Source organism: Bacillus multifaciens, from assembly GCF_030756675.1.
GTDB lineage: Bacteria > Bacillota > Bacilli > Bacillales > Bacillaceae_G > Bacillus_A > Bacillus_A multifaciens.
This window is the reverse complement of sequence record NZ_JAVBXD010000028.1, coordinates 27,440-48,277: the sequence shown is the minus strand read 5'-3', so window position 1 is coordinate 48,277 and position 20,838 is coordinate 27,440. Positions and strand designations below refer to the sequence as shown.

Below are 20,838 nucleotides of genomic sequence, written 5' to 3'. Positions count from 1 at the left end.
CCAACCTCAAAATTTAGAGAGAAGCAAAGAAGTTAGGTGGGGGATGAAGAAAACCCAACTGATGGAAGTTTCACTTTATCAGAAAACGAAAAGGCTGGCATAAAAATAGAAAGAAATTTTTTTATGCAAATCTTCTAGTTAGCTAAAATAATTCTTCGTACCTTATTAATGGAATCGACAATTATTTCTTAGGAAGATAAAATGAAAACAGAAATATAAGGAGGGATTTTCATGGGAATGTGTAATGTAGATCATTCTTCTGAAGATGTAATCAATAAACTTGAAACTCAACAATGCTTTTTATCTGAGTGTTTGGTTAAAGACTTACGTGAATTTCTAAAGAGCAATCATTCACAGCAAATATTAAATGAACTATTTCACCTTTTAAAAAAGTACGACCTAGCATCTAAAGAAGAGCGGGAGAAAAGAAATGAACAATTAAAGTTACTCATAAGTTAATCAATAGAATTAACGGTAGTATGTAACTTGCGTTTTCTGTAGTTCGCTTTTCGGAAAGGCTGAATCTCATGGATATCAAAAAGCGTGTAGTATCAGAATTAATTAACATAATTTAAAGTGTAAACACCAGAAAAAAAGACCTCTACACAGTTAAGATGTCCCCTATAGAATAGACATTGAAAAGATCTATTTTATAGGGGATTTCTCGTATAATAGGAGAAAATTTGGATTGGAGAAATATATTAAAAAGGGGAAATTCGTCGTTTTTTTGATACTCTCGCATCTGAATCACAACTATCCTCAACGGCAATACAGACTGTGGGAAGCAAAGGATACGATGGATTTGCGATAGGAGTGGTAATGTAATAAGAATTGTGGTTCACAGAACGGTGAAAAAGGGGCATAATAAATGGCCCTTTTTTTAGGCTGTTTTCTTGAGCATATAGCTGAACATACAAATTTTTTAAAACATTTCTTGCATTGCTTCACCATGGGAGGTTGAACGAAGATTTTATTTAATTATTCATAAAGTGTAGCAATAAATTAGTCCTACAAGTTGAATTTGTGAACTTGCAGGGCTAATAATTTTGAGAAGGAAATAGGACGTTGGTGTAGAAATGGATTCATTAGAGTGTAATCTATAATGAATCAAGAGGAACGCAATTAATGTCCTCGTGGATTTTTCCTAAATGGAGTAAGAGTATGTTTGGTTATCCAATAAATATGGCTATAAAAGAGAGCAACTTTTTGAAGTGTTTACATATAATTACACTAGACCGACAGTCGGTCTAGTGAGAAGGAGTTTATTCATGAGAATCGTAAAAGAATATGAAGAACGAAGAAATGAAATTTTAGATACCGCAGAAAAATTGTTTGCTTCTAAAGGATATATGAAAACGACCGTAAACGATATTCTGCAGGAAATCGGTATCGCAAAAGGAACATTCTATCATTATTTCAAATCAAAAGAGGAAGTGATGGATGCTATTATTATACGGATTGTAAATGCAGATGTAGCGGCAGCCAAAAAGATTGCTTCAGATCCTAACATCCCAGTACTTGATAAATTATTTCATATTTTAATGGCGCAAGCACCAAAAACTGGGGGAAACAAAGAAAAAATGATTGAACAATTTCATCAGCCAAGTAATGCTGAAATGCATCAGAGAAGTTTAGTTCAGTCTATTTTACATTTAACACCTGTTTTGACGGAGGTGGTTAAGCAAGGAATCAATGAACAGGTTTTTGTGACGGATTATCCACAAGAAACAATAGAATTTTTGCTCGCTTCTGCACAAGTAATATTTGATGAAGGACTGTTTCATTGGCAACCTCATGAAATGATGAAAAGGGCAAAGGCGTTTATTAACATGATGGAGACTACTCTGGGAGCTAAAAAAGGCAGCTTTGATTACATTTTAGATATTTTGATGAGACAGTCTGAAAATGACGAATAAGATCATGTAAAAATGTAGAGCAAGTTTCTTCATAAGTATCAATATACTTGTCTCTACATTTAGCTTTCGTATTTTATATAAGATTTCAGACCGACAGTCGGTCTAATCTCATGATGAAAGGTGTGTATATTATGCAAAATAATAGTAATATAAAGCCTTTTTCTAAATCATTTCACTTCATGGTAATTGGACAGATAATATCAGTATTAGGTTCCTCTCTCCTACGTTTTGCTTTATCTCTCTATGTGTTGGACATAACAGGCCGGGCAGACATATATGCTACGTTGTATGCTGTATCAAATGTACCACTTTTGTTATCACCTCTTGGCGGGGCTATTGCTGACAGATTCAACCGCCGCAACCTCATGGTGATTTTTGATTTTATAAGTAGTGCCATTGTATTTTGTTTTATTTTATTGTTGGCGGCTGGTAATAATTCCGTGATACTTATCGGTGTTGTTATGGTTTTGCTAGCGTTTATTAGCGCCATGTATTCCCCAACTGTCATGGCAAGTGTTCCTTTGTTAGTTGCGGAAAATAAATTGGAGCAGGCAAACGGTATTGTAAACGGTGTTCAAGCACTATCAAGCGTAGCAGCACCTGTTTTAGGCGGAGTATTGTATGGTATTGTAGGGGTAAAAATGCTTGTTGTGATGAGTTGTCTTGCTTTTTTCTTAGCTGCAGTATTAGCGATTTTTATTAATATCCCGTTTGTGAAAAGGAAACAAGATGGACATATCATATCGACTATCGTAAACGACTTAAAAGTTGGTGTTATCTATGTAGTTAAGCAACCTTTTATTTTGAAATGCATAATCCTTGCAGCTTTCCTCAATTTAATTCTCACGCCGTTGTTTGTTGTTGGCGGTCCCATCATTTTACGGGTAATCTTGCAAAGTAGTGACACAATGTATGGCGTTGGAATGGGACTCATAGATTTTGCTACAATTTTAGGGGCATTGTCCATCGGTTTTTTTGCGAAAAAGATGCAAATGAAAAAACTTTATCTTTGGTTTCTCATAATGGCCGTATTGATTGTACCAATGGCTTTATCGATCACGCCTTTTGTACTTAGTTTTGGATACTATCCGTCATTTATACTCTTTATCTTGTGTGCGATCCTTATTGCGATGGTGATGATTATTATCTCTATTTTTGTCATTACCGCTGTGCAAAAGAAAACACCAAATGAAAATTTAGGGAAAGTCATGGCGATTATTACGGGGGTTGCACAATGTATGGCACCTGTAGGTCAGGTCATATATGGTGTTATATTTGAAGCTTTTAGTATAAAGGTTTATGTTCCTATACTGTTTGTAAGTATTGCGATGATTGTAATCGCATTTACAACAAAGAGGATATTGAGAAATGAGAAGGAAACAGCTTGATATGGTTGGTGTGTTTCACTCGCTAATATCTCTTAAACGAATCAGAAATGTATAAAGAAAGAAGGAGATGTCCTCCTCCTTTCTTTACTAATGTTAGGAAGTTTCAAGATATACATTTTATAGTAGTAAGTCTTCTAAAAATAACAAAGATAAGTTAGTAACTACTCAATTACTTTATGAAAAACCGACAGAAAAGCATTTTTTTAAATGGGCGAGAGGGCCTGGCGATGTATAGGAGCGATCAGTGCCTTTTCCTACCACGTGCAAGGTTTGAAAATAAAAGTAGACAACAAGTGCAGGATCCTGCACTTGTTTGCATAACAGCAGTCTATATGCCAAGAAATGAATTTATAAGTAATAGAGAGACACATCATCACTAGAATCATACCCTTTTCTAAATTTCTAAAAGGTATAGCTGAGTAGTTATGATAATTAGTTCACTTGAGTTGAATTCTTAAGTTGATTCGCATGGGGGAAATTGTAGACAATATTATTTATTTTTGATATAACGATTATGGGGTATTTCATGTGTTTTAGAATGAAGGTTATGGGTAAAAGAGAAGAGGATTATTTTATGAATGAAATGAATGGTAGAGAGAATTTATCCATTGATGAAGGATCAGATCGGTTAGTTTTGAAAGCAATGGAACAAAACCTTGCAATTATCCGCTTTAATGTTGACCGCCGAGTTGCTTATGTTAACGATCTTTTTGCAAGAACGGTGGGGTACTTGCAAACTGAAATGATTGGGAAATTGCACAAAGAATTTTGCTTCCCTGATTTTACTAACAGTCTTAGCTATGAAAAGTTTTGGCGTGATTTATTAAATGGGAAAAGTTATCAAGATAAAATTGAACGCATGGATGCAGCAGGGAATCGAATTTGGTTAGAAGCTACATATATGCCTATCTTTAAGGATGACGGGAAAACAGTAATTGGGGTTTCTAAAATTGCTACAAATATAACGAATAGGCAAAATAGTATTTTACGTACAGCTAATGAATTACAAGTTTTATCAGAAACGCTTTCTCAAAAATCTGAAGTTGGAAAAGAGAGAGGTTTGTCTCTGCTCAGTAAAATTCAGCAAATTAATGATGAATCTGATGAAAACGTAACGAATTTATCTCAGCTTCATGAACAAGCAAATTCTATATCAGGAATCGTTAAAACAATTCAAGATATTGCTGCACAAACAAATATGCTAGCTTTAAATGCAGCAATTGAGGCAGCACGGGCTGGAGAGTATGGAAGAGGTTTTGATGTTGTCGCAAAAGAAGTACGAAATCTTTCTGATAAAGTTTCACTTTCTATTAGTGAGGTGAAAAATACTGTTGAAGGTATTACATTAGAAATTAATCGAATGTCAAAACGTATTGAGGCTGTTTCAGAAAGTGTTAAAGAAGGAAAAATGCTAATTGACGAAACCGTTGATGAATTTGAATCCATTTCTGAATCCGCAAGTTCTCTAGATCGACAGGCTAAGCAATTCGTAGAGATTTTATAACAGATTTTAATCTGATAAGGAATTGAGCTGAAAATGTTGGTTAGATGAATCTAACAAGGATTGATAATAGAAAGAGGCGTGTATAAAATCCATCATCTATTTAGAATAAGGATTTCATACACGCCTACAATATTTTTCAAAACAATTATTTATTTACATGCTTGTCTCGCATTGCAAAATAAATCGGAAGACCTAGGGCAGTTAAGCCGATACCACATAATGCTAACAGCGTTTGTGTGAAAAGAGTATTAATAACAATAAATGATCCACCTACAATGGAAATTATAGGGATAATAGGATATAGTGGTACTTTATAAGGACGCACAAGATCCGGTTCTCTTTTACGTAAAATGAATACTGCTACAAAAGTCATTGTATAGAATATCCAGATAACAAATACTAACATATCTGTTAATGCGTTAAATCCGCCGATAACCATCATGATGATAGAAACACATAACATAAAGATTCCAGAATTATAAGGAACGCGACTATTTTTAGATAATGTTGCAAACCATTTACTAAACGGTAGTTTATTTTCTAATGCCATTGCATAAGGGATACGCATGCCTGTCATAATGTATCCATTGATTGTTCCAAATACGGAAATTAAAATTCCGATTGTAACTAATTTTCCACCCATTGCTCCAAATAAAATTGTCGCTACCTGAGATGCAGGTGTATCAGTTCCTGCAAGTGCTGATGCAGACATTACCATAAGGAATGCAATATTAATCAGTAAGTAAACAACCATAACAGTAGATAACCCGATTACAATTGCTTTAGGTAAGTCTCTTTTAGGATTTTTCATTTCCCCAGCGATATTTCCTACATGAATCCATCCATCATAAGCAAACATTGTTGCAAGAAGGCCAGAGCCAAGTGCAGAGATAAAGGATTTACCTGGTCCTGCTTCTACAGGAAATAGTTGAAGAGTCACGTCGCCTTTGTGCAATAATCCAAAAATAATAAGTAATGCTAAAGGAACTAGTTTACATATAGTTGATGCGGTTTGAATTCCTCCGGCGGCCTTCGCGCCTAAGAAGTTCATCAAAGTTACGAATGCTGCCGTAACAACAGCAATTCCAATAATCATCATTTTATGTTCATTTGCATTTAATCCAAATAAACTAACTGCTTGTGTTCCAAAAATAATAGCGAGTGCTGCAATATTAGCTGGGAAGTAAATGACCGTTTGTGCCCAGCCTAGTAGGAAAGCAGTTAAGTTTCCATAAGTACGTTTTAAATATGCCATCATTCCACCAGTTTCAGGAATAGCTGCCGATAGTTCAGCCGCAGTTAAACCTGAGCAAACAGTTAAGATTCCTCCAATTACCCATGCAAGTAATCCTAAACTTGCTGAACCAGTTGCGCCGTAAAGTGCAGTAGGCTTAAAAAATACACCCGCTCCAATAACGGTACCAATAACAGTAGTTAATGCTGCGAAGAAGCCAATCTCTTTTTTTAGTTGTTCTTGTGACATAATAATCACTCCTGTTTCGCAAAATACATACAACCTCGAATGAATTCATTTTTTTCTTATTATAATAATAGATCCTCTCATTTTTTTAAAAGTGCTGTATACAAATAAGATTTAATTTTATTTGTGATATAATTCGCAATTTTATAGAAATATATACAATCTTTTTAAAGATATTTCTAAATTTCAATTGTGAAAAAATTCACAAACATAACTAAAAAAAATAAAAATTGTATTTCATTTGAATTCATAAGAGATGTTACTTGTGACAAAGTCTAGCACACTTTTTAAGCGTGTTCAATGCTTCTTTGTGAGAAAAATTTTATTTCAAAATAAAAAAAAACATTTTGTGAAATATTTCACAAAATGTTGACTCAATATTTTCCAGAGTGCTATCTTGTAGGTGTGAACAGGCGATTCAAACAAATTAGGAAGTATCGAAGTGTTTGATATATTCCGCGAATTTATTTGAATCGTATAACAAATAATGTAATGTATATTACATTTTAAAAGGATGTGTCAGCATGAGAATTGGCGTAGTTAAAGAAATTAAAAAAGGTGAAGCACGTGTTGGTATGACACCAGAAAATGCCCAGAAATTAATTAAAGCTGGACATGAAGTCTTAGTAGAAAAAGATGCTGGAGTGGGATCAGGTTATACAAATGAAGAGTATACAAATACAGGTGCTATTTTAGTTAATCAAGAGCAAGCCTGGGATGTTGATATGGTAGTAAAAGTAAAAGAACCTTTAGTGGAAGAGTATAAATATTTTAAGAAAGACTTAATTGTTTGGGGATTTTTACATCTAGCAGCTTCCAAAGAGTGTGTGGAAGCGATGAGAAAAGCGGGAACAACTGCTATTGCTGGAGAAACAATTAGTGAGAATGGCGTTTTAACATTATTAAAACCGATGAGTGCAATTGCTGGGCGCCGAGCAGTGTTTATGGGAGCTTATTATTTAGAAAAACAACATGAAGGAGAAGGTATTTTATTATCAGGAATAGAAGGTATTCCAGCTGGTAATGTTGTAATTTTAGGCGGAGGTAACGCTGCAATTAATGCTTGTGATATGGCCGTTGGAATCGGTTGCCACGTAACGATTTTAGAGTTAAATCAAACACAAATTGCTTATTTAAAAGAAAAATACGCAAATGATCAAGTTGAAGTTATCGAATCTACTACTGAAAACTTAGAGAAAGCTATTAAAACTGCAGATTTATTTATTTCAACAATTTTAATTCCGGGTGCTAGACCACCAAAAATTGTGAAAGAGTACATGATTCAGTCCATGAAGCCGGGCAGTGTTGTTGTTGATATTTCAATCGATCAGGGTGGAACGATTGAAACGATTGATCACTATACAACACATAATGATCCTGTATTTATTAAGCACGATGTCATTCATTATGCTGTACCAAATATGCCTGGGGCGACCCCACGTACTTCTACTATGGCGTTAGCGCATGGAAATATCGATTATTTATTAGCAATTGCTAACGATGGTTTAGAAGAAACGATTCAAAATAAACCTGCATTAGTACATGGTGTTAATATTTATAAAGGTACCATTACGTATGAAAATTTAGGAACAACGTTAGGGTTAGATTATAAACAATTGAAAGAAGTCTTATAAAAGTTTAGGAACAACGTTAAGGTTAAAATATAAACAATTGAAAGAAGTGTTAATATGATTACGAAAACTTTGCCGCTAAATATTGTTGATATAAAAAAAGCCAAACAAGTTCTTGATAGAAACGCTCGTAAAACACCGCTTGTTAAATCCTTTTATTTAACAAGTAAAACAGGCGGGGAAATATATTTAAAATTAGAAAATATGCAATTAACAGGATCATTTAAATTTCGCGGGGCATTCAATAAAATTTCTAATTTAACAGATGAAGAAAAAGCTCGTGGCGTTATTGCTTGTTCAGCTGGTAACCATGCACAAGGTGTTGCATTATCTTCACATTTACTTGGAATTAAAAGTAAAATTGTAATGCCAACTTCTGCTCCAAAAGCGAAAGTTGAAGCAACAAAAGGATACGGTTCAGAAGTTATTTTATATGGTGATACGTTTGATGATGCAAAAGAAAAATGTGAAGAAATTATAAAAGAAACGGGAGAAACATATTTACATCCATATGATGATGTAGAAGTAATGGCAGGTCAGGGAACGATTGGCATCGATATTCTTGATGATATGTGGGATGTTGATACTGTCATTGTACCGATTGGCGGCGGCGGAATTATTGCCGGAATCGCGGTAGCCCTTAAATCTTTTAATCCTTCTATCAATGTAATTGGTGTTCAAGCTGATAATGTTCATGGAATGAAAGCTTCATATGATAAAGGCGAAATTACAGAGCATTTCGAAGCACCTACTATCGCTGATGGATGTGCAGTTAAAATTCCAGGAACTTTAACTTTTGAAATTGTAAAAGAGTTAGTAGATGACGTTGTAACTGTATCAGAAGATGAATTAGAAGTAGCTATGAAAGATTTATTACAACGCGGAAAAGCTGTTGTAGAAGGTGCGGGAGCATTAGCGACAGCTGCACTTCTTGCTGGTAAAGTTGATTCCTATATAAAAGGAAAAAAAGTAGCAGCGATTATTTCTGGTGGAAATGTTGATTTAACTCGTATTTCTAGCGTATGTGAGCATTTCTTTGCGAACGAAGTAAAATAATGATTTGAAAATTGTTAAATAAAAAACGCGACTGAGAAATAGGTTCATAGAACACGGGAAGAGCTAAGAGAGATCCTCTTAGCTTTTCTTAATATAAGGGGGTAATTATGATAGTTAATTTATTTAAAAAGAAATCTGTTACCCAGTTGTTAAAAGAAAGTCAAAGTAAAACTTTAACGAAATCATTGGGCGCGTTTGACCTAACAATGTTAGGTATTGGTGCGATAATTGGCACAGGAGTTCTTGTGCTCACTGGATTAGTTGCAGCAAGAGATGCTGGGCCGGCGGTAATTTTTTCATTTATGATTGCAGCAATTGTTTGTGGATTTGCAGCTTTATGCTATGCCGAAATTGCTTCTACACTTCCTGTATCAGGTAGTGTATACACGTATTCATATGTAACAATTGGAGAGTTTGTAGCACACTTAATGGGATGGACGTTACTATCCGTATACGTCGTAACAACAGCGGCAGTAGCTGGTGGATGGACGGGGTATTTTCACAACCTAATAAGTGGATTTGGATTAGAAATACCAAAGGCGTTACTAACAATTCCATCACAGGGCGGTATTGTGAATTTGCCAGCAGTAATGATTACGCTTGCACTAACATGGTTATTATCACGTGGGACGAAAGAAAGTAAACGTGTGAACAATGCAATGGTGTTAATTAAAATTAGTATTGTTGTATTATTTATTGCTGTTGGTATGTTTTATGTTAAACCAGCAAACTGGATTCCATTTGCACCGTATGGCTTAAGTGGTGTTTTTGCAGGCGGAGCGGCTGTATTCTTTGCTTTTTTAGGATTTGATGCGCTGGCAACTTCAGCAGAAGAAGTAAAAAATCCGCAGCGCGATTTACCGATTGGTATTATTGCATCACTCGCTATTTGTACAATCATTTATATTGCAGTTTGTCTTGTTATGACAGGAATGGTTTCGTACAAAGAATTAAATGTACCGGAAGCGATGGCTTATGTATTAGAAGTTGTTGGACAAGATAAAGTGGCTGGTGTGATTGCAATTGGAGCAGTAATTGGTATTATGGCTGTAATTTTTGCATACATCTATGCGGCAACACGTGTATTTTTCGCGATGAGCCGTGATGGTTTACTTCCAAAATCATTTGCGAAAATTAATAAAAAAACAGAAGCACCAGTATTTACAACATGGTTAACAGGAATCGGAAGCGCTTTAATTGCTGGGTTTTTCGATTTAAAAGAGTTATCAAATTTAGCGAATATTGGGGCACTTTTAACATTTGCGATGGTCGGTGTATCTGTAATTATTCTTCGTAAAACGCACCCGAGACTACAGCGTGGATTTATGGTTCCGCTTGTGCCAGTTTTACCTATTATTTCAATTGTATGTTGTGTATTTCTAATGATTAATCTACCTTTCACAACGTGGTTATATTTTGGAATATGGTTAGCGATCGGAGCATTTGTATACTTCGCGTATTCAAAAAAGCATAGTCATATAAGTGAAGAGAATATTTCAGAAAATAGATTTGAAGAAATGAGTTGAAAAGAAGAATTACTTGTATAATTTATGTGATTTTATACAGAATTGATATTTTGAATATATTGCTATTTTTAAAAGGTTGTTTAAGCTTTGCTGTATGAAGATATGTCATAATAATTTGAAAAATGAACTATCGCTCGAAACACCTTCAAAAAATTTAATGGAGTTGGTAGTATACATCAATATATAAATCCATTTTAATTTTCCGGCATATAAGTTGTTACTAGAGAGAAAAAAGCGCCTTGCACTCGTTTTCTCTCTTTGTTTTAACCATTGCCCGTGGCAGAAAAAGGTTCTGACCGCTACTATGCATGGTCAGATGCTCTTGCCCGTCTAAAAAAAGGATTTGTATGTTTTTGTATTTATATATAAATCTATTTTAATTTTTTACATACAAGTCGCTGCTATGCAGAATAAAGGATGATTCGCTACTTGCTTTCTCTTTTGTTTTAAACCTTGCATGTGGTAGAAAAAGGACCTGCCCGTTTCTATGCACGGCCAGATGCTCTCGTCCCTCCTAAAAAAAGAGGTTTTTATTCTGTTTTTTAACTTGTATATAGATAAGAATAACCTATCTTTCTTTGATTATTAAACTTGTAATAAGGTATAATATAATGTAGTGAATAAATGTGACATCTTCAATTTGTCTTTTTTGTTAACAATGTGAAATATAATAAAAAAATGTTGAAGAAACAGCATATTTTATATTACTATTTTTATGTAGATTCAAAGTTGAAAGAGAGTGGAACAAGTATGGGACGTAAGTGGAACAATATTAAAGACAAAAAAGCGTCAAAAGATGCAAATACGAGTCGTATTTATGCGAAGTTTGGACGTGAAATTTTTGTAGCAGCAAAACAAGGAGAACCAGATCCTGAATCTAACCAGACTTTAAGAGTTGTACTTGAACGTGCAAAAACGTACAGCGTACCGAAAACAATTATTGACCGTGCGATTGAAAAAGCAAAAGGCGGTTCAGAAGAAATCTATGATGAACTTCGCTATGAAGGCTTTGGGCCAAATGGATCAATGGTAATTGTAGATACATTAACAAATAACGTGAACCGTACTGCAGCAGATGTACGTGCTGCATTTAGCAAAAATGCTGGTAACATGGGAGTAAACGGATCGGTAGCGTATATGTTTGATGCAACTGCTGTTATTGGTCTTGAAGGTAAAACAGCAGATGAAGCACTTGAAATCTTAATGGAAGCAGATGTAGACGTACGTGACATCTTGGAAGAAGAGGAAGCAGTTATCGTTTACGCGGAACCGGATCAATTCCATGCAGTGCAAGAGGCATTTAAAAATGCTGGTATAACTGAATTTACAGTTGCTGAACTAACAATGCTTGCACAAAATGAAGTAGAACTTCCAGAAGATGCACAAGTGAAATTTGAAAAAATGATTGATGCATTAGAAGATTTAGATGATGTTCAGCAAGTGTATCACAATGTTGATTTAGGTGAATAATATTAGAAAAGCAGGCCTTTGTTTTGGAATAAAGGCCTGCTTTTTTTGATTGTTCATTGAAATTTAAAAGATAAAGTCAAAAGAAATAAAAAAACGTTTCACAAAGGTTTATAATATATACAGATAGACGAAAAGGAGTGAAGTAGCATGAAACAAGAAATTATCGAACGCTTTACAAGATATGTTAAGGTGGATACGCAATCTGATGCAGAAAGTCATACTGTTCCATCAACGCCTGGCCAAATTGAGTTTGCAAAGCAATTAGTAGAAGAATTAATAGAGCTTGGATTATCAGAAGTAACGATGGATGAAAATGGCTACGTCATGGCGACACTTCCTGCGAATACGGACAAACAAATTCCTGTAATTGGTTTTTTAGCTCATTTAGATACAGCAACAGATTTTACAGGGAAAAATGTGAAGCCACAAATTCATGAAAATTTTGATGGTAAGACAATTACGTTAAATAAGGAGCTAGGTGTTGTATTAACTCCAGAATTATTTCCAGAGCTCTCATCTTATGAAGGGCATACATTAATTACAACAGATGGAACAACACTTCTTGGTGCAGATGATAAAGCAGGCATTACAGAAATTATGACGGCAATGAATTATTTATTACATAACCCACAAATTAAACATGGGGAAATTAGAGTAGCATTTACACCTGATGAAGAAATTGGCCGTGGTCCAGCTCATTTTGATGTAGAAGCTTTTGGAGCTTCATTTGCATATACAATGGATGGAGGTCCACTAGGTGGATTAGAGTATGAAAGCTTTAACGCTGCTGGTGCCAAGCTCACTTTCAAAGGGAATAGCACTCATCCAGGAACAGCTAAAAATAAAATGAAAAATGCTAATAAGCTCGCAATGGAATTCCATAGACAACTACCAGTAGAAGAAGCGCCGGAGTATACAGAGGGATATGAAGGATTTTATCACCTTATTTCTATGAATGGTGATGTCGAGCGAAGTCAGTCTACTTACATTATTCGTGATTTTGATCGCGAACATTTTAATACTAGAAAAGAGAACATTGCAGCTATTACAAAACAAATGCAAGAGAAATATGGTTCGGAAAATATCATACTTGAGATGAATGATCAATATTATAATATGCTTGAAAAGATTGAACCGGTGAAAGAGATTGTTGATATTGCATATGAAGCAATGAAAAATCTTAATATCGAACCGAATATTCAACCGATTCGCGGAGGAACTGACGGTTCACAGTTATCATATATGGGATTACCGACACCAAATATTTTTACAGGCGGGGAAAACTACCACGGTAAATTTGAATATGTGTCTGTAGATAACATGGAAAAAGCGGTTCAAGTTATTATTGAAATTGCACGATTGTTTGAAGAGAAAGTATAATACGTAAAAACCCCGAATAGCGATGTGCTATTCGGGGTTTTTACATATTATTTTCTATTTTTTGTTAAAAATTTTCGATTATTATTGAAATAATTTTATTTTAACCATATAATCAATAATGATAATCATTATCAAAAAATTAAGAAGGAACAGATACTATGTTTAATAGAGGAAGTGAAAAATGAGAGCTTCAATATTGGCTATATAAATCAATTTTAATTTTTCGACATATAAGTTGCTGTTATGCAGACTGCAACACCACCTGTACTCGCTTTTTCCCTTTGTTTTAAAACATCGTATGTGGCAGGAAAAGGCCCTGACCGCTTCTATGCACGGCCAGATGCTCTCGTCCTCCCCTAAAAAGAAAGAGGTTTTTATGTCGGTTTTTTAATTTGGATATATATAATTGTAACGCTATACATAGATAAGAATAATATTTCGTTAGGTTGACAAGGTGGTTAATTATTAGTTTTGAAAGGAGTACTTTAAAATATGAATAAAAAATTATTTACACTTGGAATGGTTACAGTATTAAGTTTCAGCCTTGCTGCATGCAATAGCACAGAAAAAAGCTCGGGTGAAAAGAAATCAGAAAGTGCAGAAGCTACAGCGAAGAAAGGTGAAAAACAGAAAATCACATACCTCGGCAAAGAATATACAGTTCCTGCAAAAGTAACAAAAATCGCAACAGCCAGTTTAGAATCGATGGAAGATGCAGCTGTACTTGGAGTGAAACCAGTAGGTGCAATTACGGTAGGTGGGAAATTACCTGAATATTTAGCTGAAGATTTAAAGGGTGCCGAATCTATCGGTGAAAAAATGCAGCCGAATTTTGAAACGCTTCTGAATTTAAAGCCAGATGTTATTACATCTAGTTCTAAATTCCCAGCAGAGACAGCTGAAAAATTTACAAAAGTAGCACCAACATTCCCGGTTTCTCATATTTCAACAAATTGGGAAGAGAACTTGAAATTAATGGGTGAGCTAACTGATAAAAAAGATAAGGCTGAAAAAATTATAAAAGACTATAAAGCAGATGCTGCGAAAACAAAAGAAAAAGTAGCAGATCAATTAAAAGATAAAAAAGTTATTGTAGTAAGATTAAGGGCTGGTAGTTTGAATCTTTATCCGGAAGGAGTATATTTCAATCCCGTTATTTATAAAGATTTAGGGTTAACTGTCCCAGAACAAATGAAAGCTGTAAAAGCACAAGAAGCAATTTCTTTAGAAAAATTTGCTGAAATCAATCCAGACTATATCTTCTTACAATTTGAAGAAACTGAAAATAAAGATAATCCGAAAGCGTTAGAAGACTTACAAAGCAATCCAATTTGGCAAAGTATTAAAGCTGTAAAAGATAAAAAAGTATTTGTAAACGCCGTTGATCCTATGGCACAAGGTGGTACAGCTTGGAGTAAGACAGCTTTCTTAAAAGCTGCAGAGAAAAATTTATCTAAATAATAAGGTGCGTTGAAAGATATGCGGAAAATGAGTGCAGTACCAATGATAATTTTATGTTTGGCACCTGTGTTAATTATATTTGCAATTATGTTATCTATTTTATATGGAGCGAAAAATATTAGTTTTGAAACAGTTTGGAATGCGCTATTTCATTTTGATTCGGGAAATGTAAATCATAATATTATTATTACGTCCCGTTTACCGAGAGTAATTGGGGCACTTTTAGTAGGAGCATTTTTGGCTATATCAGGGGCACTTATGCAGGGGATGACAAGAAACTATCTTGCATCTCCTTCTATTATGGGTGTAACAGATGGTTCGGTTTTTGTTATTACCATTTGTATGGTGATTTTTCCTGGAATGTCCTCAGTAAATATGATCTTATGTTCTATGCTCGGGTCAGCATTAGGAGCGGGAATTGTTTTCGGCTTTGGCTCATTGCTTCGAAATGGATTGTCACCAGTTCGTTTAGCCATTATTGGAACAGTTATTGGGACATTTTTAAGCAGTACAGCAACAGCAATCGCATCTTATTTCCAGCTCACCCAAAATGTTAGCTTTTGGTATAATGCGAAATTACATCAAATTGATCCGAATATATTAAAACTATCAATTCTATTTGGTGTAATTGGTATCATTTTAGCGGTTATAATATCCAAATCTATTACAATTCTCTCGTTAGGAGAAGAAGTTTCTATTAATTTAGGTCAACGTCCAAAACTTGTTAAAGCTGCTGCAATCCTATCCGTTGTGTGTTTAACAGGTACTGCTGTAGCTATAGTAGGGAAGGTTGGCTTTGTTGGACTTATTATTCCTCATATTACCCGCTTTTTAGTTGGAGTAGATTATAGATGGATTGTGCCATGTGCGGGGGTAATCGGCGGAGTATTTCTTGCTTTATGCGATGTATTGAGTAGATTTGTCAATTATCCGTTTGAAACACCAATTGGAGTTGTTACTGCATTGATTGGGATTCCCTTCTTCCTGTATTTAATTCGAACAAGAGGAGGAGAGAAGCATGCATAGAGATTCGAGGCAGCGCTATGTAGTTACATTTAGTGTGATCCTGTTTTTAGTTGTAGTGGCAATTTATATTAGTTTAACGAATGGTACGTTCGATATGACAGTTATGGATGTCATTCAGACGATATTTCGGATGAATCCAGTGCCCGAACATGATTTAGTTATATTTGATTTTAGGCTCCCGAGAATCGTAATTGCAGCACTAGTAGGGCTTGGTCTTGGGATTGCAGGAGCTGTTATTCAAGGTGTTACTCGAAATGGATTGGCTGAACCAGGTATTTTAGGAATTAATGCAGGGGCCGGGGCAGCAATTGTTGTCTTTATGTTTTTCTTCCAAGGACAAATTAAGAGTACGGACTGGTTTTCTATTATGCTTATGCCATTATTCGGTTTAGTTGGAGGACTTTGTTCTGCAATCTTAATTTATAGTTTTTCTTGGAAAAGCGGAAGATTAGATTCACAGCGCCTCTTATTAACCGGAATAGCAATTGGTTCAGGTTTTGGTGCTTTTTCTTTATATTTATCTTTGAAAATGAAAGCCACGGATTTTGAAATGGCGGCAGTTTGGGTCTCGGGGAGCATATATAATGCAAACTGGAAATATATTGTTGCGATGTTGCCATGGTTCATTCTTTTAATTCCTATTATTAAAAGAAAAACATATTTACTTGATATGTTTCAACTAGAAGAGACAAGTATAAAAAGCTTAGGAATTTCAGTTGAAAAAGAGAAATCCATTTTATTATTAAGCGCTATTGGTTTAGTAAGTGCTTGCGTTTCTGTTTCTGGAAGTATTGGTTTTGTTGGATTGATGGCTCCGCATATTGCAAAACGCCTTGTTGGAATTCAGCATAATCATGTGATTCCGGTGTGTGGTGTGATTGGTATGTTACTTGTTATCGTCTCTGACTTTATTGCAAAGACAGTTTTCGCACCAGTAGAATTGTCAGTTGGAATCGTCATTTCAATTATCGGTGTACCATATTTTCTATATTTATTATTTAAAGCGAAGGCGTAAAAGGAGTGAAAAGGAATGAGTGTGTTAAGCACAAAACACTTAGAAACAAGTTATGAAAAGTTTACGGTATTTCGTGATTTAAATATAGAAATACAAAAAGGAAAAGTGACTACGATTATTGGGCCAAATGGGTGCGGGAAATCTACACTACTAAAAACAATGGGACGAATTTTAAAACAGACGAATGGAAAGGTGTATTTACAGGGGCAAGATTTGCATACTATTCCAACGAAACAAATCGCGAAGCAACTTGCGTTATTACCACAAAATCCAATTGCGCCATCAGAATTGAAAGTAGAAGAGCTTATTTCTTACGGACGATATCCGCATCGGAACAATGTAAATAAATTATCATTAAAAGATAAAGAAATGATTGAATGGGCAATGGTTATTACTAATACTATAAATTTTCGTAGCCGTCAAATTGGAAATTTATCAGGAGGACAACGGCAAAAAGTATGGTTGGCGATGGCTTTAGCACAAGAAACAGAAGTTTTATTATTAGATGAACCAACTACATATCTTGATATGGCTCATCAATTAGAAGTACTGCAAATTGTTGAACGACTGAACCAAGAACATAAATGTACAGTTGTTATGGTTTTACATGATATTAATCATGCAGCTCGTTTTTCACATGAAATCATTACGATGAAAGCAGGAGAAATTATTAAGATTGGCAGCCCATTAGAAATCATTACAACAGAAGTATTGAAGAGTGTGTTTCATATTGATGCAAGAGTAATGATAGATCCTTATAATGGTGCTCCTGTATGTTTTGGATATGATAGTGCATTACAAGAAGAACATGCAGAAGTTTATGTAACAAGTTAAAAATGCAAGGGGGGATAAGATGCAATTCTGTTCAGAGACACAAAATGTCATGATTTCTAATACAGAACAATGGACGATGTATTCGAAAAGAGAAAATCGTCAATACCAAATTTATATAGCAAAGCCGAAACAGACAGCACCACCTTCTGGATATCCTGTTATTTATGTGTTAGATGGAAATGCTTTCTTTCAAACATTTCAAGAAACTGTACGGGTACAATCTGGTAGATCTGAAAAAACAGGAGTTGTACCGGCGATGATTGTTGGGATTGGCTATCCAATAGAAGAAAACTTTGTTTCCGCATATCGATTTTATGATTTCACTCCTCCAACATCGTCTCTTACTTTACCGCCAAGACCAGATGGTAAGCTGTGGCCGAAAACAGGAGGGGCAAATGAGTTTTTAGATTTTATTGAAGAAGAGTTAAAACCAGAGCTTAATAAATCGTTCCCAATTGATATAAAGAAACAAACATTATTTGGTCATTCGCTAGGCGGACTGTTTGCTTTGCACGTCTTATATACAAACATACATGCATTTCAAACATATTTTATAAGCAGCCCTTCTATTTGGTGGAATAATCAATCTATTCTTGAAAGAGAGTCTAATTTTATAAATGAGTTAAATAAAATAGATTCTAAAGTTGGTGTTTTTCTTACAGTAGGATCATTAGAAAAAGATCATATGGTTCAGGATACAAGGGCATTATCAGAGCGATTATTAAAGATACAACATAATAGATTACGATTTTTGTTTCAAGAAGCTGATGAAGAAAATCACATATCTGTAGTACCAACCGTTTTAAGCGGGGCATTACGTTTTGTATTTCATCAATAATGGTGGGGTATGGTTTATTATTCAAGTTAGATTTTAATTAATAGGAAAATAAGGTCATAGTGTATACACAATGTCTTTAATTGGTTTTCAATTAACTGAGATTTTTCAAGCATATAGCGATATGTTTTTTAATAAAAACTAAAAGCAGAAGCTATGGTTTGAAATTTGTAGTGTGAAACGATACAATCCTTCTTAAGAAGTCAAAGACTTAAGGAGGATTGTTTATTTTTTGCTACTTGTGAATGAAAAGATTATCAACGCTGGAAGCTTAACATTACATGATTATTTCAAACATTTGTCACATTTATACTGTGAATAATATGTTAAAATAATGAAGCTACTATATATTTTAAGAAGAATGAGGGAGTGAACAATTTGACTGATGGTTCTGTGAAACAGAAGAGCTATGCTCCTGTTGTAATAACGCTTTCTGTGATCGTCAATGCGATTATTTTATTTTTGTTTTTTGGATCGGTTGGATACAAAGGAGAAGTGCATTTTGATGTAACAATTTTGCCACTTATTAATGCGATTTGTAATAGTTTTACATTCGTGTTTTTACTAGCAGCGTTGTTCTCAATCATTAAAAAGAATGTGAATCTACATAGGGGATTTATTCTTGCCGCATTTACAACAACATTGCTATTTTGTGTTTCGTATTTGACGTATCATTATTTAGCACCAGCAACGCATTTTGGTGGAGAAGGAATCATTAAATATGTATATTTCTTTATTTTAATTACACATATTTTCCTTGCTGCTATTATTGTACCGCTTGCATTATTTTCTTTAGTGTATGGATTTACAAACCAATTGACTCGCCACCGTAAAATTGTACGTTGGACAATGCCGATTTGGTTATATGTAAGCCTTACTGGAGTTATCGTATACTTAATGATTTCACCTTATTATTAAAAGAGTCTCAGTTTCAGCTGAGACTCTTTTTTGTATAAGCAAATTTTTTTGTAAAAAGCTAAATATATGTTATACAAAAGTATAGTTACTTTTATCTAGAAAGGATGAAGTGTATGCAAAACTTTGTGTTTCGTAATCCAACAAAGCTTATTTTTGGAAAGGGCCAATTAGAACAATTGAAACTAGAAATACCTCAATACGGGAAAAAGGTGTTACTCGTATATGGTGGTGGAAGTATTAAACAAAATGGGATTTATGATCAAGTGATATCTATGTTAAAAGAAATAGATGCAGAAATTTTGGAGCTGAGTGGTGTAGAACCTAATCCACGTTTATCAACAGTAAATAAAGGGATCCAAATTTGTAAAGAAAATAATGTCGAATTTATATTAGCTGTGGGTGGTGGAAGTGTAATTGATTGCACAAAAGCGATTGCGGCTGGTAGCAAATATGATGGAGATGCGTGGGATCTTGTTACGAAAAAGGCGATCGCAAAAGAAGCATTGCCTTTTGGAACAGTGTTAACTTTAGCTGCAACAGGTTCTGAAATGAATGCAGGTTCGGTTATTACAAATTGGGAAACAAATGAGAAGTATGGCTGGGGAAGTCCAGTCACATTTCCGCAATTTTCAATATTAGATCCAAATCACACAATATCTGTACCGCGCAATCAAACCATTTACGGTATTGTTGATATTATGTCGCATGTATTTGAACAATATTTTCATCAAGGCACAAATACGGCATTACAGGACCGCTACTGTGAATCTATTTTACAAACGGTTATTGAGACAGCTCCGAAACTGCTAAATGATTTAGAAAGTTATGAGCATCGAGAAACAATTTTATATTGTGGTACAATGGCGCTAAATGGTATTTTGGCGATGGGCGTACGAGGAGATTGGGCAACGCATAACATTGAGCATGCTGTTTCAGCAGTATACGATATTCCGCATGGCGGTGGTTTAGCGATATTATTCCCAAATTGGATGCAACATGTTTTACATGAAAATGTAGGTCGTTTTAAACAATTTGCAATTCGAGTGTTTCATGTTCAAACAGAAGATAAAGCGGATATTGACATAGCGTTAGAAGGAATTGAAGCATTGCGTCAATTTTGGACATCTATTGGAGCGCCATCTCGTTTAGCAGATTATGAAATTGGTGAAGAACAAATTGATGTTATGGCAGAAAAAGCAATGGCATATGGTGAGTTCGGACAGTTTAAAAAATTAAATAAACAAGATGTTGTAAAGATTTATCAAGCATCGTTATAAACAAACAAAAAACTTTTTTTAGTTAAACGTACTATAATTAGAAGAGGATAATATGCTCAATATGAGGGCACTTATATACTTGATGAATTGAATAAAAGGGGAGCGCATGTTAGTCATTTAT

17 protein-coding genes and 2 pseudogenes are annotated in these 20,838 nt (G+C 34.7%); 18 read left to right on the top strand and 1 reads right to left on the bottom strand.

The features are described from left to right. The first annotated feature begins 237 nt into the window (after positions 1-237). From Q9306_RS16980 to Q9306_RS24675, 6 genes and pseudogenes are all read left to right on the top strand, one after another. Positions 238-459, top strand: coding sequence for a hypothetical protein (locus Q9306_RS16980; protein WP_371932395.1), 222 nt, complete (start codon positions 238-240; stop codon positions 457-459). A gap of 255 nt (positions 460-714) precedes the next feature. Further along, positions 715-825: pseudogene (locus tag Q9306_RS16975) on the top strand (methyltransferase); the annotation flags it as partial. Between the two features lie 443 nt (positions 826-1,268). Further along, positions 1,269-1,916 carry a TetR/AcrR family transcriptional regulator gene (locus Q9306_RS16970; RefSeq protein ID WP_306200588.1) on the top strand — a complete coding sequence of 216 codons (648 nt, stop codon included), beginning with the start codon at positions 1,269-1,271 and terminating at the stop codon, positions 1,914-1,916. A 113-nt stretch (positions 1,917-2,029) separates the two neighbouring features. Further along, positions 2,030-3,304 carry an MFS transporter gene (locus Q9306_RS16965; RefSeq protein ID WP_306200616.1) on the top strand — a complete coding sequence of 425 codons (1,275 nt, stop codon included), beginning with the start codon at positions 2,030-2,032 and terminating at the stop codon, positions 3,302-3,304. Positions 3,305-3,818: 514 nt separating this feature from the next. Next, positions 3,819-4,271 (top strand): annotated as a pseudogene (locus tag Q9306_RS24680) (PAS domain-containing protein); the annotation flags it as partial. A 93-nt stretch (positions 4,272-4,364) separates the two neighbouring features. Next, positions 4,365-4,808, top strand: coding sequence for a methyl-accepting chemotaxis protein (locus Q9306_RS24675; protein WP_371932394.1), 444 nt, complete (start codon positions 4,365-4,367; stop codon positions 4,806-4,808). 145 nt (positions 4,809-4,953) lie between these two features. Here Q9306_RS24675 and Q9306_RS16955 read toward each other — a convergent pair whose 3' ends face one another. Beyond that, the gene (locus Q9306_RS16955) at positions 4,954-6,291 is read right to left on the bottom strand and encodes an APC family permease (protein ID WP_306200586.1); all 1,338 of its coding nucleotides are present in this window, start codon (positions 6,289-6,291) and stop codon (positions 4,954-4,956) included. Between the two features lie 521 nt (positions 6,292-6,812). Here Q9306_RS16955 and ald point away from each other — a divergent pair. The 12 genes from ald to Q9306_RS16895 all read left to right on the top strand — a co-directional run bounded on the left by ald (position 6,813) and on the right by Q9306_RS16895 (position 20,717). Further along, a complete protein-coding gene (ald, locus tag Q9306_RS16950) occupies positions 6,813-7,922 on the top strand; it encodes an alanine dehydrogenase (RefSeq protein WP_306200585.1) in 1,110 nt (369 codons plus the stop codon). Positions 7,923-7,976: 54 nt separating this feature from the next. Further along, positions 7,977-8,975, top strand: coding sequence for a bifunctional threonine ammonia-lyase/L-serine ammonia-lyase TdcB (gene tdcB / locus Q9306_RS16945; protein ID WP_306200584.1), 999 nt, complete (start codon positions 7,977-7,979; stop codon positions 8,973-8,975). A gap of 110 nt (positions 8,976-9,085) precedes the next feature. Continuing rightward, positions 9,086-10,501: an amino acid permease gene (locus Q9306_RS16940; protein ID WP_306200615.1), complete on the top strand. Its 1,416-nt coding sequence runs from the start codon at positions 9,086-9,088 to the stop codon at positions 10,499-10,501. Positions 10,502-11,251: 750 nt separating this feature from the next. Beyond that, complete coding sequence (locus Q9306_RS16935; RefSeq protein ID WP_306200583.1) at positions 11,252-11,971, top strand: YebC/PmpR family DNA-binding transcriptional regulator; 720 nt, start codon at positions 11,252-11,254, stop codon at positions 11,969-11,971. Between the two features lie 147 nt (positions 11,972-12,118). Continuing rightward, on the top strand, positions 12,119-13,351 hold the full coding sequence (gene pepT, locus Q9306_RS16930) for a peptidase T (protein ID WP_306200582.1): 1,233 nt from the start codon (positions 12,119-12,121) through the stop codon (positions 13,349-13,351). A gap of 492 nt (positions 13,352-13,843) precedes the next feature. After that, positions 13,844-14,812 carry an iron-hydroxamate ABC transporter substrate-binding protein gene (locus Q9306_RS16925; RefSeq protein ID WP_306200581.1) on the top strand — a complete coding sequence of 323 codons (969 nt, stop codon included), beginning with the start codon at positions 13,844-13,846 and terminating at the stop codon, positions 14,810-14,812. 18 nt (positions 14,813-14,830) lie between these two features. Next, positions 14,831-15,838, top strand: a complete 1,008-nt coding sequence (locus tag Q9306_RS16920) for a FecCD family ABC transporter permease (protein ID WP_306200580.1) — start codon at positions 14,831-14,833, stop codon at positions 15,836-15,838. Then, positions 15,831-16,853, top strand: coding sequence for a FecCD family ABC transporter permease (locus Q9306_RS16915; protein ID WP_306200579.1), 1,023 nt, complete (start codon positions 15,831-15,833; stop codon positions 16,851-16,853). Before Q9306_RS16920 ends, Q9306_RS16915 begins: the two co-directional genes overlap by 8 nt. Positions 16,854-16,868: 15 nt before the next feature. Beyond that, a complete protein-coding gene (locus Q9306_RS16910) occupies positions 16,869-17,687 on the top strand; it encodes an ABC transporter ATP-binding protein (protein ID WP_306200578.1) in 819 nt (272 codons plus the stop codon). Positions 17,688-17,706: 19 nt separating this feature from the next. Next, positions 17,707-18,525, top strand: a complete 819-nt coding sequence (locus tag Q9306_RS16905) for an alpha/beta hydrolase (protein WP_306200577.1) — start codon at positions 17,707-17,709, stop codon at positions 18,523-18,525. Between the two features lie 366 nt (positions 18,526-18,891). Beyond that, complete coding sequence (locus Q9306_RS16900; protein WP_371932393.1) at positions 18,892-19,440, top strand: DUF420 domain-containing protein; 549 nt, start codon at positions 18,892-18,894, stop codon at positions 19,438-19,440. Between the two features lie 113 nt (positions 19,441-19,553). After that, entirely contained in the window at positions 19,554-20,717 is a 1,164-nt protein-coding gene (locus Q9306_RS16895; protein ID WP_306200575.1) for an iron-containing alcohol dehydrogenase, read from the top strand. Positions 20,718-20,838: the final 121 nt, after the last annotated feature.